We start from the raw sequence: 14,459 nt of genomic DNA, 5'->3' as shown, positions 1-14,459 counted from the left end.
CTCGCGGATCGGTGAGCCGGGTTTGCCGCGCGGCGTCGTGCCCGGCGTCGTGCCCGGCGCAGGCCGCGCGAGGGCCTCACACGCCGGCGCGCCGCCGCCGGCGGCACCCGGCCATCAGCGCCGCAGCCAGCAGGCCCGGCAGCCACGCTGCCGACATGCCCCCACCGCCGCCGCCCGAGCTGTTGCTCGAACCGCTGGTGGCCGTGCTGGCCGCCGCGACCGTGATGACCTGCGTCTTCACCGCCTGAGCGCCGGCGCTGTCGGTGAGCGTCAGCTGCACGGTGACCGTGCCCGCCGCGCTGGTGGCCAGCGTCGCCGTGGTGCCCGCCGTGGCGCCGCTGAACGATGCGATGCCGCTGCCACTGGTGATGCTCCAGGCATGGCCCGTCAACGTTCGCCCCGCTGGCGCGCTGGAGCCGGCGCTGTCCAGCAGCACGTTGTTGCCGGCCGTCACCGTCGTGGCCGACGCGTTGATGCTGGCCGTCGGGCCCTGCGGCGTCACGGTGACCGTTGTGCTGGCGCTGCCGGTCTGGCCCAGCGAGTCGGTCGCTGTCAGCGTGACGATGAACGTGCCGCTGCTGCTGCCCAGCGTGGACACCGCGGCCGTCGCCGCGTTCGTGGCGGTCGTGAAGCTGGCCAGCCCGGCCGGCGCGGCGCTGACGGCCCACTGGTAGCTGGCGATCGTGAAGCCCGTCGCCGCCGTCGTGCTGCTGCCGTCGAACGTGACCGGCGTGCCCGCGGCCACGGCGCTGGCCGACGCGACGATGCCCACGGTCGGCGCCGCCGGCGCGGTGACGGTCAGCGTCCTCGTCGTCGTGGCGGTCTGGCCGAGGCTGTCGGTCACGGTCAGCTGCACGGTCACGGCGCCGATGCCGCTCGTCCTCAGGCTGGCCGTGGCGCTGTTTGTCGCCCCGCTGAAGCTTGCGATGGCCGCGCCGCTGGTGAGGCTCCAGGCCCAGCCGGTGATGCTGCGTGTGCCGGGCGCGGTGGACGCGCCGGCATCCAGCGTCACCATCGAACCGGCGGTCACCGTCGCGGCGCTGGCGCCGATGCTGGCCGTCGGCGTGGCGGTGTTGGCGGCGGCGGCCACGGCGGCGCCCACGTCCAGCAGGCCGGCGCCGCAGGTGGACGTGGTGCAGTAGCACTCGTCCTGCACGGTGGCCGTGGGCGCGCGGCAGGCCGGCACGCTGCTGCCCGCGGGTTGCGCGGGAAAGCTGCGCGCGGTGGACTGCAGCAGCGATTTGATCTGCGCCGGTTTCAGCGACGGGTTGACCGACAGCATCAGCGCCGCCGCGCCTGCCACCATGGGCGTCGCGAAGCTGGTGCCTACCGAGTAGTTGCTGCTGTTGCTGTAGGTGTGCGTGCCGGCCGTCGTCGTGCCGCTGTTGGTGGCGGTGAGGATGGGGTACAGGCAGGCGCCGGTCGTGTTGACGCAGTTGCCGCCCGGGGCGGCGATGGCCACCTCGGGACCGATGCTGGAGAAGCCCACCTTGGTGCCCACGTGGCGAACGCCGGCCACGGTGATGACGCCGGCGCAGTTGGCTGGCACGCCCACGGCCAGGCCTTCCGAGTTGCCGGCCGCCACCACCACCGTCACCCCCGCGGCGACGAGCTGGTTGATGGCGTCCTGGTACGCCGCGCTGCAGCTGCCGCTGCCGCCCAGGCTCAGGTTGATGACCCTGGCCGGGTTGGCGTTGGCCGTGGGCACGCTGGTCAGGCCGGCGGCCCACAGCATGCCGGCGATGATGTCCGAATCGGTGCCGCCGCACTTGCCCAGCACGCGCACCGGCAGCAGCTTCACGTCGTATCCGACCGAGGCCATGCCCACGCCGTTGTTGGTCTGCGCGCCGATGATGCTGGACGTCTCGGTGCCGTGCCAGCTGCTGTTGGTGGCCGCCTGGCCGGTGCCGCACTGGCCGGCCGTGGTCCAGTCGCCGGGGTCGGTGGCGTCGGCGTCCCGGCCGCCGCCATCACCCGCCGTCGTCGTCGAGCTGACGAAGTCGTAGCCGGGCAGCAGCTTGCTGGCGAGGTCGGGGTGGCCCGGCAGCACGCCGGTGTCGACGTCGGCGACGACGAGGCCGGTCGAGCCGGTCGTCAGCGCCCAGGCACCCACCGCGTTGATGGCCGACACCAGCGTCGCGTCCGGCGCCTGCAGGTACCACTGACCCGCGGCCAGGGCCGCGCCCGAGGCCGCGGGGAGCAGCGGGTCGTTCGGCAATGCGGCGGTGGCGAGCGCATGGCGGCGCTCGTCGGGCACCGCATATTCGACGTCGGCGTCCTTCGCGAGCCGGGCCGCCAGCGCGGCGGAGGTCATGCCCTTGCCGCCCCACACCACCTGGCTGCGCGCGTCGATCATGCGGCCGTCGCGCAGCGTCAGACCCTGCCGGCCGGCCAGCGTGGCCGCGTGCTGCGGGCCGCGGTCGCCGCGCTCGCGGGCGGCACGCATCAGCGGGCCCAGCGCCTTGAACTTGACGATGACGCGCGCGCCGTCGGCGTCCGCCGCGGCGGCGTGGGCGGGCAGCGAGGCCAGCGCCAGCGCGAGCAGCCCGATGAGGGCGATCAGCGCGAGCAGCAGGGGCAGGCAGAGGGAAGCGGGAAGGCGGCGCACGCGGAACTCCGGTCGTGAGACGACATGCTCGCGCACACCGGTATCCGCCGTGCTGCCGCTTTGTGTCGGCGCCGATACATCGCGGTTCAGCTGCGACGGCCCCGCTCCCCGAGCAAGGCCGCCAGCCGCGCGCCGAGCTGCTCGGCGATGTATTCCTTGGGCAGCACGCCCACGCCGCTCATGCCGGCGCAGGCGCTGCGCAGCGCCTCGGTCACCTGGCCGGTGACGATGAGCACGGGCAGCGTGGCATGCCGCTCGCGCAGCGTGCGCGCCACCTCCAGCCCGGAGGCGCGGGGCATGTCGTAGTCGGTCAGCACGAGGTCCACCGCGGCGGGGTCGGCCGCGATGGCGGCGAGCGCGTCGGCCGGCTCGGCAAAGGTGCGCACGGTGTAGCCCTGGCGCAGCAGCAACGCCTCCACCGTCAGGCGCAGCACCTCGTCATCGTCCAGGTAGACGATGCGCTCGCCGTGCCCGTGTGCTGCGCAGGCGTCCGGCCTGGGCGCGTCGCTCGCCGGCCCGTCGACAGCGCCGTCCACGGCCGGCAGCCAGATCTCGAACACGCTGCCGTGTCCCGGCATGGAGCTGAGCTCGATGTGGCCGCCGTGGCCGGTGACGATGCCGTGCACCATCGCCAGGCCCAGGCCTGTGCCCTGGCCCGGCGGCTTGGTCGTGAAGAAGGGCTCGAAGATGCGCTGCCGCAGCGCGGCGTCCATGCCGGCGCCATCGTCGTGCACGCTGAGCAGCGCCCAGTCACGACCGTCGTGGTGCCGGGCTCTCAACGTGATTTCGATGCGGCCCTGGTGGCCAGGCATCGCCTGCCAGGCGTTGTTGCACAGGTTGAGCAGCACCTGTTGGAGCTGCGAGGGCTCGGTCACGACGTGCAGCGGTTCGTCGGGGAGGTCGGCGTCCAGCGTGACGGTGGCCGGCAGGCTCAGGCGCAGCAGCGCGAGCGTCTCCTCCACCAGCGGCCGCAGCGGCTGGGCCCAGCGTCCCTCGGCGGACGGGCGGCCGAAGGTGAGCAGTTGCTGCACCAGCGAGCGTGCCCGCAGCCCGGCCTGGCGCACGCGCTCCAGGTGCGGCCGCGCCACGTGCCCGGGCGGCAGGTCGGTGTCCAGCAGCGCGACGCCGCCCAGCACGACGGCCAGCACGTTGTTGAAGTCGTGCGCGATGCCGCCGGCCAGCGTGCCGAGGGCCTGCATCTTCTGTGCGTGGCGCAGCTGCTCTTCCAGCCGCTGGCGCTCGGCGGCCGCATCCAGGCTGGGCTTGAGGTCGCGCACGATGACGCTGGCCAGCAGCTGGCCGTCGGTGTCCTGGTAGGTCATGGAGCTGACCTCGGCCTCGAAGGTGCTGCCGTCGGCATGCCGCATGCGCAGCTGCCCGCGCATGCGGCCGGTGGCCTCGCGCTCGGCCAGCAGCGGCGCCAGCCGGGGATCTTCCAGGTCCAGCAGGTCGCCGCGGGTGGCTGCCACCAGCTGCGCCTCGCTGCGGCCGAACAGCTCGCAGGCCGTGCGGTTGGCGGCCACCACGCCGCCGCCCGGGCGGGTGTTGAGCACGGCGTCCAGACTGTTCTCGAACAGCTGCCGCAGCCGCGTCTCGCTGCGCGTCAGCTGCGCCTTCTCGGCCTCCAGCCGGGCCAGCCCGTCGCGCACGCGGGCCTCGGCCCGGTGCCGGATGCGGCCCAGCCCGGCCGTCAGTGCCGTCAGCGCGAGCGCGCACGCGAAGCCGCCCGCCAGCAACGTGACCGTGCCGTCGTTGACGTCCTGCCACCACGGCGCAGGCGGTCGTGCCACCGTCACCTCCCACCGGCGGTCTGCCACCGGCAGCGTGAAGCGGTAGGCCTCGGCCAAGGCCGGGGCGCCGGGCTGGCTGTCGTAGACCATGGGCGCGCCGGCGGGGGCCTGCGGGTCTGCCACGCGCACACGGGCCTCGGTGCTCAGGCCCGCGGGCAGCGCGTCGCGCACCAGCGCCGCGCCGCGCAGCGCGATGCCGACGACGCCGGTGGCCGCGTCGCGGCGTGCCTCGGGGGTGGCGGGCAGCGTGTCGCCGCGGTAGATGGCCGCCCGCACGACGACGCTGGTCAGCTCGGGATGGTCGGGACGATGGCGGTCGCGGGCCAGCCGCAGTGGCGGCGTGGCGACCGGGGTGCCGCTGTCGATGGCGCGCTCGACGGCCTGGCGGTAGCGCTGGCCGGGGTCGTAGAGGTCGTAGCCGTCGTTGGTGGGGTCGGCCGGGTGCTGGTGGCGCAGCAGCATGTATTCCGGCCGCGCGCCCGGGGGCTGGATCTCGAAGCTGTCGTGGCCGGCGGGGTCGGTGCTGCGGTCCTCGCGCACGCGCGCCAGATAGTCCGCGCGCTCGGACTCGCTCACCCGCTCGGCCACGAAGCTCAGCGTCAGGCCGGGGTAGCGTTGCCCGCCCAGCACGTTGTCCACGTAGCGGGCGAAGCGGGCATCGGTGAGCGGCCGCTGGCCGGCCGCCAGCCTCAGGCCGGGCAGGATGTCCAGGTGGGCGCGCAGCGACGCCGCCAGCGACAGCCGGAACGCCTCGACGCGATGCTCCATCAGCGCCACCCGGTGCTCGGCGTTCTGTTGCACCGACCAGGCGGCCAGCGACAGCGTCAGCAGCAGCGCGGCGATGAACAGCAGCCACGGCAGCGCTCGGCGTAGGAAGGGCTCCGCGCGGGCGGCTTGCTGGGGCATCGTGGGCGGTCTCCCGAGGCCTGCCACGCCGGCCGACTAACGGCGTCGTGCTGTGGCAGATGGGCGCGATGATAGCGAGCGCAGGTGAGCTAGCGCGCCAGTGCCCGGGAGCGGGCGGCGCGCTTGTTGGCGTACATGGCCTCGTCGGCGTGACGCATCAGCCCGTCGGGCGAGCGGCCGTCGGTGGGGAAGTGCGCCAGGCCCAGGCTGCTGCCCACGGCGACCTGCACCCCGCTGCTCAGCGTGATGGGCTGGATCAGCGCGTCCAGCAGCCGGTTCAGCACCGGTTCGGCCTCGGCCGGCCCCTGTGCAGGCGTCAGCAGCACGACGAATTCGTCGCCGCCCAGCCGGGCCACGGTGTCGGTGGCCCGCAGGCCCGCCTGCAGCCGCGCGCCGACGGCCTTCAGCACCTCGTCGCCGGCGTCGTGACCATGGTGGTCGTTGACCTGCTTGAAGCCGTTCAGGTCCAGGTAGGCGAGGGCGAACACATGGCCCGAGCGCTCGGCGCCGTGGATGGCCTGGCGCAGCCGGTCGGCCAGCAGCAGCCGGTTGGGCAGTCCGGTCAGCGCGTCGTGCAGCGCGGCCTGCTCCAGACGCGCCTCGTGAGCCTTGCTCTGCGTGATGTCCACCATCATCCACATGGTCTCAATGGCGTGTTGCTGGGTCGCGGTGGTCAGCTCCACGCCGGTCAGATCCACCCAGATCAGCGTGCCATCCTTGCGGCGCATCTGCAGCTGCGTGCGGAAGCGCCCACCGGCGTGCATCTGCGGCAGGGCCAGCGCGCCCAGCGCCTCGTAGGTGGCCGCGTCCACGTGCAGCTGCAGCGCCGTCTTGCCCAGCAGTTCGCCCGCCGCGTAGCCGAACATGCGCTCCAGCGCCTGGTTGCGCCAGGTGATGTGGCGATCGTGCATCTTGGCGATGCCCACCAGGTCGCTTTCCAGCATGGCCTTCTGGTCCTGCGTCAGCTCATGCAGCTGCTGGCGGATGCGGTGGGTCTCGGTGATGTCGAACATCACCGAGCGGCTGCGCAGGTAGCGGCCATCGGCCCCGTAGAGCGCTGTGGCCGACAGGCTGACGCGGCGGTGGCGGCCATCGCGGCCGGTGAGGTCGAACTCCAACCCCTTGACGCGGCCCTCGCGCTTGAAGCGCGGGAAGGCCTCGTCGAACAGCGCGCGGCCCTCGGCGCTGAAGAAGTCGCGCGGGCTGGCCTGGCCGATGAGCTCGCCGGCCGTGCAGCCCAGCCACTTCAGGCCCAGCGCGTTGATCTGCAGGAAGCGGCCGTCGCTGTCCAGCGCGTAGTAGGCGCAGGGGGCGTTGTCGTACAGGTCCTGCAGGCTCTGGCGCGCCTCGTCGGCCTGGGCCTGCAGCTGCTTGCGCGCGGTGATGTCGGACTGGATGACCACGAAGCCGTTCAACTCGCCGTCGGCTGCGCTCAGCGGCTGGATCTCGATGTCGGCCCAGTAGTCGCGCCCGTCCTTGGCGCGCTGCATCAGCTCCACATCGCAGCCCAGCCCCACCTCCATGGCTTCGCGCATGCCGTGCACGGTGTCTGCGTCGGTCAGCTCCGAGTGCAGCAGCTCGCCGGGCAGCCGCTGGTGCGCCTCGGCCGCGGTGTAGCCCGTCATGCGCGTGAAACCGGCGTTGACCCAGACGATGCGCCGCTCGGGGTCGGTGATCATGACCGCGTTGGTCGTGTGGCTGGCGACCGTGGCCAGCCGCGCCAGGTCGGCCGTCATGCTGCGGGCCATCTGCTCGGCGCGCGCGCGGCCCGCGGCCAGCAGATAGACCGTTGCGGCCAGCAGCAGGCTCAGCAGCGCGCCGCCCAGCCCCAGCCCGACGCCGGACAGGCCCAGCAACTGCACGGCAGCGGCATGGGTCAACGCGGTCTCCAGCCGGAACTCGCGGCCGCTCACCGTGAACAGCGTGGCCTCAGCCGTCGGCGCGTCGACGACCGGGTCGTCGGCGGCCGCAGCAGACGGCAGCACCTGGCCGTTGCGCGAGGCCAGCAGCGGTGCGAAGTTGCCGTCCGGCATGCGCGCCGACAGCCGCAGGTCCAGCAGCGCCGACGACTGCTCGGCCACCCCGTGCAGCAATTCGTTCGCCAGCAGCGGGGCGTACAGCAGACCTTGCAGCGATGCGCGGCGGTGCTGCGGTGTGTCGGGGTCGTGCCCTGGCCGGTAGACCGGTACCAGCAGCAGGAAGCCCGGCCCCTTGAGCGGGTCCTGCGCCAGGCGCACGGGGCTGGACAGCGTGGGCTCGCCTGTGTCTATGGCCTGTTCGATGGCCTGGCGGCGTGCCGGGTCGGCGCCCTCGTCCTGACCCCAGGCCGCGAAGTTGCGGGAGAAAGGCGATATCTGCGTGACGACGTACAGCGTGGGAGCGTCACCGGAGCCCTGCACGCGGAACTCGGTCTGGCCCTCGCGACGCTGCCGGGCGCTGAACTGGGCCAGCTCCGTGCGGTCCACGCGCTCGATGAAGCCGAAGCCATGGACGCCAGGAAACTCCCGCGGCAGATCGCGGGACTCGACGTAGGCCTCGAAGGCCGCGCGGCTGAACCGGCCGTCCAGCGCGGCGAGGGTGCCGCGCGCGCCCTTGAGACCGTAGACCGGCAGGGTCAGCCGCTTGATGACGTCGGCCTGCAGCCGTTCCACCTGGCGCTCCTGCAGCAGACGCGCTTCGCTGCTGGCCTGGCGCTGCTGCCAGATGACGGCGCCCGCCGTCAGTGCGAGGCCGATGGACAGCACAGCCGCCGCCGCTACCCATGCGGTGGGGCTGGCCATCTCGGGCCCGGTGTAGGCGTCTCCGATGCGCAAGCGTCGTCCCTTCGGTCGGCGTGGCGTGCGTCTTGATTGAAGCATGTCCACACGGCGTCGTCAGCCCCGCCAACGCCGCGGTCGCCGCACAATTGCCGGCATGACCCTGCTGCTGACCCAGGCCCGCGCCAACCGCCTCGCCAACCGCCGGCTGCTGGCGGCCGTGGCGACACTGCCCAACGCCGAGTTCCACGCGCCGCGCACCAGCTTCTTCCCGAGCCTGGCGCTGACGCTGAACCACCTGCTCAACGTCGACCACTACTACATCGCCGCGCTGCACGGCGACGCGGCCATGCGCGAGATCTGGGCCGCCTACGTGCCCGCGCAGACGGCGGCCGAGCTGGCCGCGCGGCAGGACGACAGCGACCGGCGGCTGATCGACTTCTGCGCAGGCCTGAAGGCGGGCGACGAAGACCGCATCGTCGCGTTCGACCGCGGCGCCGGCATCGAGGCCGGCCCGCGCGAGCCGCTGGGGCGCGTGCTGGCCCACCTGTTCATGCACCAGACGCACCACCGCGGCCAGGCGCACGCGATGCTGGCCGGCACGTCCGTGAAGCCGCCGCAATTGGACGACTTCATCCTGCTGGGGGACAAAGTGCATCGCGTGCACGACATGGCCGCCTTGGGATGGCACGAACCGGTGTAGCAGGAGCCTCGTCATGCAGAAGGTTGAACTGGTCGGTGGCAAGCCCGGCATGCAGAAGGTCGGTTGTACGCGGGCGCTGCAGGCCGCCTGCCAGCTCGGGCTGGGTGCGGCCCAGGGCAAGACCGACGCGCTGCTGGAGCGAAGGTGCCCGACCGTCTCCGTGGCATCAGCGCCGGCCGCACGACGGCTGATTCTGCAACTCGCGTCGCTCGGTGTCGTGGCGCGGTTTGCCGAAGACGCGACCTACTCGCCGCAAGCGCGGTTCGACGCCGTGTTCACCCAAGTGGCGCCACTGCTGCCGCCGCCGACGTTGGCCACGGCCCGCGCGCTCGGCGCCCACGGCGAATGGGAGCTGGCGTTGTCGCACTGCTAGGCCGCGCTGGGCGCGGAGGCGCTGCCGGCGGAGACGGAGCGACTGCTGTCGGACGTGCTGGTCGAGTTCGGCCTCGCATTGCCCGACGATGCGTGGGCCGCGGAGATCGAGCGCCAGCTCGCCGCTGCGGACCGCGGCGACACGCCGGCCACGCCGGCGAACGACGTGTTCGGCCGGGCTCGCGGCCGGGCCCGCTAGCTCACGGCCGCAGGTTGCCGACCTGGCCGTCGTCGAACTGCTTGCCCAACGCGGCGCCGATCAGCATCTTCACGCCGGCCACGGCGTCGCCGTGCTTGTTGTCCCAGTACTGGCCCTGCGTGGGATGGACGCGGATGACGCTGATGCACGGGTCGTCCTTGCCCTCGTGGAACCACACGCGGGCCAGCGGCGTCCACAGCTTGTCGATGAGGGCCTTGTCCTGCAGCACGATGGCGTGGCCGGTCAGGTGCATGAAGCCGGAGTGCTCGGTGGCCTGGAAATACAGCTCGACCTCGCCGTTGGCCTCGATCTGCGCGTTCTTGTGGCTGTGCTTGTCGCTGAGGAACCAGAGGTTGCCGTCGTCGTCGCACTGGCGCACGCCCATCGGCCGCACGCCGCCGTGCGTGACGAGGAAGCAGGTGTCGGCCTTGTCGACGACCTGGCGGATCTTGTCGACGGCGTCCGGGCCGGCCAGGTCGTGGCGCAGGTCGGCGTTGTGCGCGTCGGGGTGGGTGGGGGTGAGGTCTTGAGCTGCCGGGTTCTGGACGGGTGGCGACATGACGAACTCCGATGGATGACGTCGCCACGATAGAAGCCCCTCCTTCGCGGCGATGTCAGTTCGCATCCCGCGCCGACGTCGGACACAAGTCGGTAGAGCCGGCCATCGCAGCACAAAAAAGCGCCGCTTTAAGCGGCGCTCCGATGGCACGGCGGCTGCTAATCAAGCGTCAGATCTTGAGAACGTCCTTGGCGAGCACGTCAACGCAGGCGCTGCCTGCCTTGGCCAGGTGGCTCTTGAGCAGAGCCGCCTTGTCCGCCAACAGTTGATCCTTGGTCGGCGGATTCTTGTCATCGCCCTGCACGGAATTGCAGGCAGATTCGGCGATGACGGTCTTCGTTGCCGCGTCGATGAGACGCAGGCGGCCCACATACGTCACCTTGTAGTGGCTCCAGTCGGTGGGGTAGTAGTTGAACATCCAGTTCAGCGTCTTGTAGTCGAGGATGTATTGCGCTTCAGGGTTGGCTGCCACCAGCGCGGCCGCATTGTCGGAAGGCTGCACCCCCTTGGCCGGCGTTCCCTTCACGGCCTTGGCCGCCGTCAGCTTCTTCAACAATTCGGCAGAGATGGCGATCGCGGGGTCTTCAACGCCGTTGGTCTTCACGATCTCATTACCTTCGGAGATCATGGCCGCGGCGCCAAGCAGCGCAAATGCCGCCTTCCCGGCCGTGAAGGCGGTGAAGTCGGGCGTCGCGTACTGCGTCGTTGCAACGGTCTTGCCATCGAGCTTGGCCAGCGCTTCCGTGGAAATGGGCTGATGTTGAACAGAAGCGCAGCCTGTCATGCCAACGACGGCAATGAAAGCGGTGGCTGAGGCGAGGTGGTGGCGAATCATGGAGCTCCCTGTAGTGTTGAATGGGCGCGGGAGTCTAAACAGTGCCGACGACAGCCCGGGTTGCGAGTTTCCCCAGGGGCTTGAGGGTCCGAGATGCAGCCCTACAGCTCCGCCACACCCTTGACACGTACGGGAATCGCGACGGGCTGAGCCACAACTTCGACCGCGCGGCCGTGGAATTTGTCCAGCAACGCCAGCCACTGCTTCTTCACGGCCACCACGTTCGCGTGCTTCACATGCCCGTAGCCGCGGATCTTCTCGGGCAGGCGGGCCAGCTCCACGGCGGTGGCCAGGTTGGCCTCGGTCAGTGACGCCAGCATCTCGTCCACCAGCCGCTCGTAGTCGGCGATCAGCTGCCGCTCCATGCGGCGCTCGTCGGTCTTGCCGAACACGTCCAGCGCGCCGCCGCGCAGTCCCTTGAACTTCGCCAGCCACTTGAAGGCGGTGAAGGTCCACGAGCCCATCTCGATCTTCCTGGCACGGCCGTCGGCGCCGGGCTTGGCGATCAGCGGCGGCGCGAGATGGAAGCTCAGGCTCGACCAGTTCTCGAACTGGTCCTTCATCGCCTGTTCGAAGCGGCCGTCGGTGTACAGCCGCGCCACCTCGTACTCGTCCTTGATGGCCAGCAGCTTGGCGTAGTAGCGGGCCACGGCCTGCGTCAGGCGCTGGCCCTTGCCGAGTTTCGCCTCCGCAGCGCGTACGCGGTCGACGAGTGCGCGGTAGCGCTGCGCGTAAGCGGCATCCTGGTAATCGGTCAGGAACTTCACGCGCCGCTCGATGAGGCCGTCAGGGCCGTCGAGCTGGTCGAAGTTGAAGAGCTTGACGACGTTGACGTCGCCGGCCAGGCGCTGCAGCGCATCGGGCGCGGCGATGGCCAGGCGCCCCAGCGCGAACGCGGTCTTGTTGGCGTCGACCGCCACGCCGTTGAGCTCGATGGCGCGCATCAGCGCCGCCTCGCCGACGGGGATGAGGCCGCGCTGCCAGCAGGCGCCCAGCATGACGATGTTGCTGGGCAGCGTGTCGCCCATCAGGCGCTGCGCGATGTCCTGCGCGTCGATGGTCTCGAGCGCACCGCTCTCGCCGACAGCGAACTTCATCTTCTCCAGCAGCGACGGCGCCTGCAGCGACGCATCCGGGTTGCGCACGAAGCCGGCGGTAGGCAGCTCGTGGGTGTTGGCGAGGATGACGGTGCGGCCCGCCTTCACGGTGCCGAGCGCATCGGGCGAGGCGCCCACCACCATGTCGCAGGCCAGCAGCACGTCGGCCTGTTGGGTGTCGATGCGCACCTGGTTCAGCAGGTCCAGCGTCGGCGCCACGCGCACGAAGCTCAGCACGGCGCCGCCCTTCTGCGCAAAGCCCATGAAGTCCAGCACCGAGGCCTGCTTGCTTTCCAGGTGGGCGGCCATCGTCACCAGCGCGCCGACGGTGACGACGCCGGTGCCGCCGACGCCGGTGACCAGCATGTCGAACGGCCCGGTCCACTGCCACGCGGCGGGCGGCTGGATGGCGGCGATCTCGCGCGCCAGGTCTTGGGCCGTGTAGCGGGCACCGGCCTTCTTCTTCAGCACCGGGTCATGCACCGACACGAAGCTGGGGCAGAAGCCGTTCACGCAGGAGAAGTCCTTGTTGCAGCTGCTCTGCTCGATGGCGCGCTTGCGGCCCCAGTCGGTCTCGACGGGCACGACGGAGAGGCAGTTCGATGCCACGCCGCAGTCGCCGCAGCCTTCGCAGACGGCCTCGTTGATGAAGATGCGCTTCGGGGGATCGGCGAACTCGCCCTTCTTGCGGCGGCGGCGCTTCTCGGCGGCGCAGGTCTGGTCGTAGATCAGCACCGTCACGCCTTCGATCTCGCGCAGCTCGCGCTGCACGGCGTCCATGGCGCTGCGGTCGTGGAAGGTGGTGCCGGCGGGGAACAGGCCGTGGTGGCCGGTGTACTTGTCGATGTCGTCGGACACGACGACCAGCTTCTTCACGCCCTCGGCCTCCACCTGTCGCGCGATCTGCGGCACGCTGGTGGTGCCGTCCACCGGCTGGCCGCCGGTCATGGCGACCGCGTCGTTGTAGAGGATCTTGTAGGTGATGTTGGCCTTGGCCGCTATGGCCTGGCGGATGGCCAGATAGCCCGAGTGGTAGTAGGTGCCGTCACCCAGGTTCTGGAAGACGTGCTTCTCCTTCGTGAAGCGGCTGTGCGCCGCCCAGTCCACGCCCTCGGCGCCCATCTGGATCAGGCCCGAGGTGCCGCGCTCCATCCAACTGGCCATGAAGTGGCAGCCGATGCCGGCCAGCGCCCGCGAACCCTCGGGCAGCTTGGTGGAGGTGTTGTGCGGGCAGCCCGAGCAGAAGTAGGGCTGGCGGCGCACGCCGTCGGCGGCGTTGCTGAGCAGGCAGGGCGTGAGGAAGTCCACCACCAGGTGGCGGCGGTCCAGCGCGGGGTTCAGGCGCGCCAGCCAGTCGGCCACGGTGTTCATGATGCGGCTGGGGCGCAGCTCGCCCAGTGCGCTCAGCACCGGCGCGCCGTGCTCGTCGGTCTTGCCGACTACGCGCGGGCGCTGGAACTCGGGCAGGTGGTACAGCAGCTCCTTGATCTGGCGCTCCACCACCGGGCCCTTTTCCTCGATGACGAGCACATCGGTCAGGTTGCTGCAGAACTCGACGATGCGCGTGGGCTCCAGCGGGAACACCAGGCCCACCTTGTAGACGCGCACGCCGGCCGCGGCCAGGGCGTTGGGGTCCAGGTCCAGCCGGCGCAGCACTTCCATGAAGTCGTAGTGCGCCTTGCCGACCGTCACGATGCCCAGCGTGGCCGCGGGGCTGGTGACGATGTGCTTGTCGATGCTGTTGACTTGGGCGAAGGCGCGCACCGCGTCGAGCTTGTGGGCCAGGCGCGATTCGAGGTCCAGCGAGGGGAGGTCGACCGAGCGGATGTGCAGGTTCGTCGGTGCGACGTAGTCCACCGCATGCTCGAAGTCCAGCGGCACGGCGTCCAGGTCCACCGTCATGCCGCTCTCCACCACCTCCGAGATCGCCTTGAAGCCCACCCAGGCGCCGCTGAAGCGGCTCAGCGCCCAGCCGTAGAGGCCGAACTCCAGGTACTCGGCCACGTTGGCCGGGTGGACGACGGGCATGCTCCAGGCCTGCAGGGCCTGGTCGCTCTGGTGCGGTGTGCTGCTGGAGACGCAGCCGTGGTCGTCGCCGCACACCACCAGCACGCCGCCTTGGGTCGACGTGCCGTAGACGTTGCCGTGCTTGAGCGCGTCGCCGGAACGGTCCACGCCCGGGCCTTTGCCGTACCACATGGCAAAAACGCCATCGACGGTGCGCTGCGGGTCCAGCGCCACGCGCTGCACGCCGAGACACGCCGTGGCGGCCAGGTCTTCGTTGATGGCGGGCAGGAACTCGATGTGGGCGGCGTCGAGGAACTTCTTGGCCTTCCACAGCTGCTGGTCCACCATGCCCAGCGGCGAGCCGCGGTAGCCGGACACGAAGCCGGCCGTGTTCAGCCCCGCGCGCTCATCGACCTTCTTCTGCGCCAGCAGCAGCCGCACCAGCGCCTGCGTGCCGGTCAGGAAGACGGCGCCGCCGTCGGCCGCGAGGTTGTCGCTGAGCTGGTAGGGGCGCAGGGTGTCGGTCATCGCATGTCTCCTCTTGGGCGGGAGATTCTTCCTCGCGCATGGCGCAAGAACTTGCCTCAATCCCGCCGAAGCCGTATGGCAATGAGATGATTTATCTCA

The 14,459-nt window shown here is 70.9% G+C and carries 9 protein-coding genes; 3 read left to right on the top strand and 6 right to left on the bottom strand.

Annotated elements, in window-relative coordinates:
* Positions 1-76: 76 nt before the first annotated feature.
* From ACG04Q_RS19675 to ACG04Q_RS19665, 3 genes are all read right to left on the bottom strand, one after another.
* Positions 77-2,608 (bottom strand): S8 family peptidase, encoded by a 2,532-nt coding sequence (locus tag ACG04Q_RS19675; protein WP_394512988.1) that lies wholly within the window; start codon positions 2,606-2,608, stop codon positions 77-79.
* An 86-nt stretch (positions 2,609-2,694) separates the two neighbouring features.
* Positions 2,695-5,304: a CHASE domain-containing protein gene (locus tag ACG04Q_RS19670; protein ID WP_394512987.1), complete on the bottom strand. Its 2,610-nt coding sequence runs from the start codon at positions 5,302-5,304 to the stop codon at positions 2,695-2,697.
* An 89-nt stretch (positions 5,305-5,393) separates the two neighbouring features.
* Positions 5,394-8,117, bottom strand: a complete 2,724-nt coding sequence (locus ACG04Q_RS19665; RefSeq protein WP_394512986.1) for a sensor domain-containing diguanylate cyclase — start codon at positions 8,115-8,117, stop codon at positions 5,394-5,396.
* Positions 8,118-8,217: 100 nt separating this feature from the next.
* On the opposite strand from ACG04Q_RS19665, the gene ACG04Q_RS19660 reads away from it, so the two are divergent.
* Genes ACG04Q_RS19660 through ACG04Q_RS19650 form a run of 3 tightly spaced genes read left to right on the top strand, consistent with a single transcriptional unit; the run spans position 8,218 to position 9,334 of the window.
* Positions 8,218-8,763: a DinB family protein gene (locus ACG04Q_RS19660; RefSeq protein WP_394512985.1), complete on the top strand. Its 546-nt coding sequence runs from the start codon at positions 8,218-8,220 to the stop codon at positions 8,761-8,763.
* Between the two features lie 13 nt (positions 8,764-8,776).
* Positions 8,777-9,136: a hypothetical protein gene (locus ACG04Q_RS19655; RefSeq protein WP_394512984.1), complete on the top strand. Its 360-nt coding sequence runs from the start codon at positions 8,777-8,779 to the stop codon at positions 9,134-9,136.
* A gap of 54 nt (positions 9,137-9,190) precedes the next feature.
* Positions 9,191-9,334, top strand: coding sequence for a hypothetical protein (locus ACG04Q_RS19650; protein WP_394512983.1), 144 nt, complete (start codon positions 9,191-9,193; stop codon positions 9,332-9,334).
* A gap of 1 nt (position 9,335) precedes the next feature.
* Here the strand turns inward: ACG04Q_RS19650 and ACG04Q_RS19645 are convergent, their stop codons facing one another.
* The 3 genes from ACG04Q_RS19645 to ACG04Q_RS19635 form a co-directional block, all read right to left on the bottom strand.
* The gene (locus ACG04Q_RS19645; protein ID WP_394512981.1) at positions 9,336-9,893 is read right to left on the bottom strand and encodes a pyridoxamine 5'-phosphate oxidase family protein; all 558 of its coding nucleotides are present in this window, start codon (positions 9,891-9,893) and stop codon (positions 9,336-9,338) included.
* Positions 9,894-10,062: 169 nt separating this feature from the next.
* A complete protein-coding gene (locus ACG04Q_RS19640) occupies positions 10,063-10,728 on the bottom strand; it encodes a hypothetical protein (RefSeq protein WP_394512980.1) in 666 nt (221 codons plus the stop codon).
* 101 nt (positions 10,729-10,829) lie between these two features.
* Positions 10,830-14,360, bottom strand: a complete 3,531-nt coding sequence (locus tag ACG04Q_RS19635; RefSeq protein WP_394512979.1) for an indolepyruvate ferredoxin oxidoreductase family protein — start codon at positions 14,358-14,360, stop codon at positions 10,830-10,832.
* Positions 14,361-14,459 lie beyond the last annotated feature (99 nt).

This window comes from Pelomonas lactea (assembly GCF_043555885.1).
Classification (GTDB): Bacteria; Pseudomonadota; Gammaproteobacteria; order Burkholderiales; family Burkholderiaceae_C; genus Pelomonas; species Pelomonas lactea.
The sequence above is the reverse complement of the archived record's forward strand: the minus strand, read 5'-3'. Positions and strand labels throughout refer to the sequence as shown.

Coding starts and splice junctions, on each gene's coding strand:
- ACG04Q_RS19670 (WP_394512987.1), bottom strand. CDS start 5,304: ATGCCCCAGCAAGCCGCCCGCGCGGAGCCCTTCCTACGCCGAGCGCTG.
- ACG04Q_RS19660 (WP_394512985.1), top strand. CDS start 8,218: ATGACCCTGCTGCTGACCCAGGCCCGCGCCAACCGCCTCGCCAACCGC.
- ACG04Q_RS19655 (WP_394512984.1), top strand. CDS start 8,777: ATGCAGAAGGTTGAACTGGTCGGTGGCAAGCCCGGCATGCAGAAGGTC.
- ACG04Q_RS19645 (WP_394512981.1), bottom strand. CDS start 9,893: ATGTCGCCACCCGTCCAGAACCCGGCAGCTCAAGACCTCACCCCCACC.
- ACG04Q_RS19640 (WP_394512980.1), bottom strand. CDS start 10,728: ATGATTCGCCACCACCTCGCCTCAGCCACCGCTTTCATTGCCGTCGTT.
- ACG04Q_RS19635 (WP_394512979.1), bottom strand. CDS start 14,360: ATGACCGACACCCTGCGCCCCTACCAGCTCAGCGACAACCTCGCGGCC.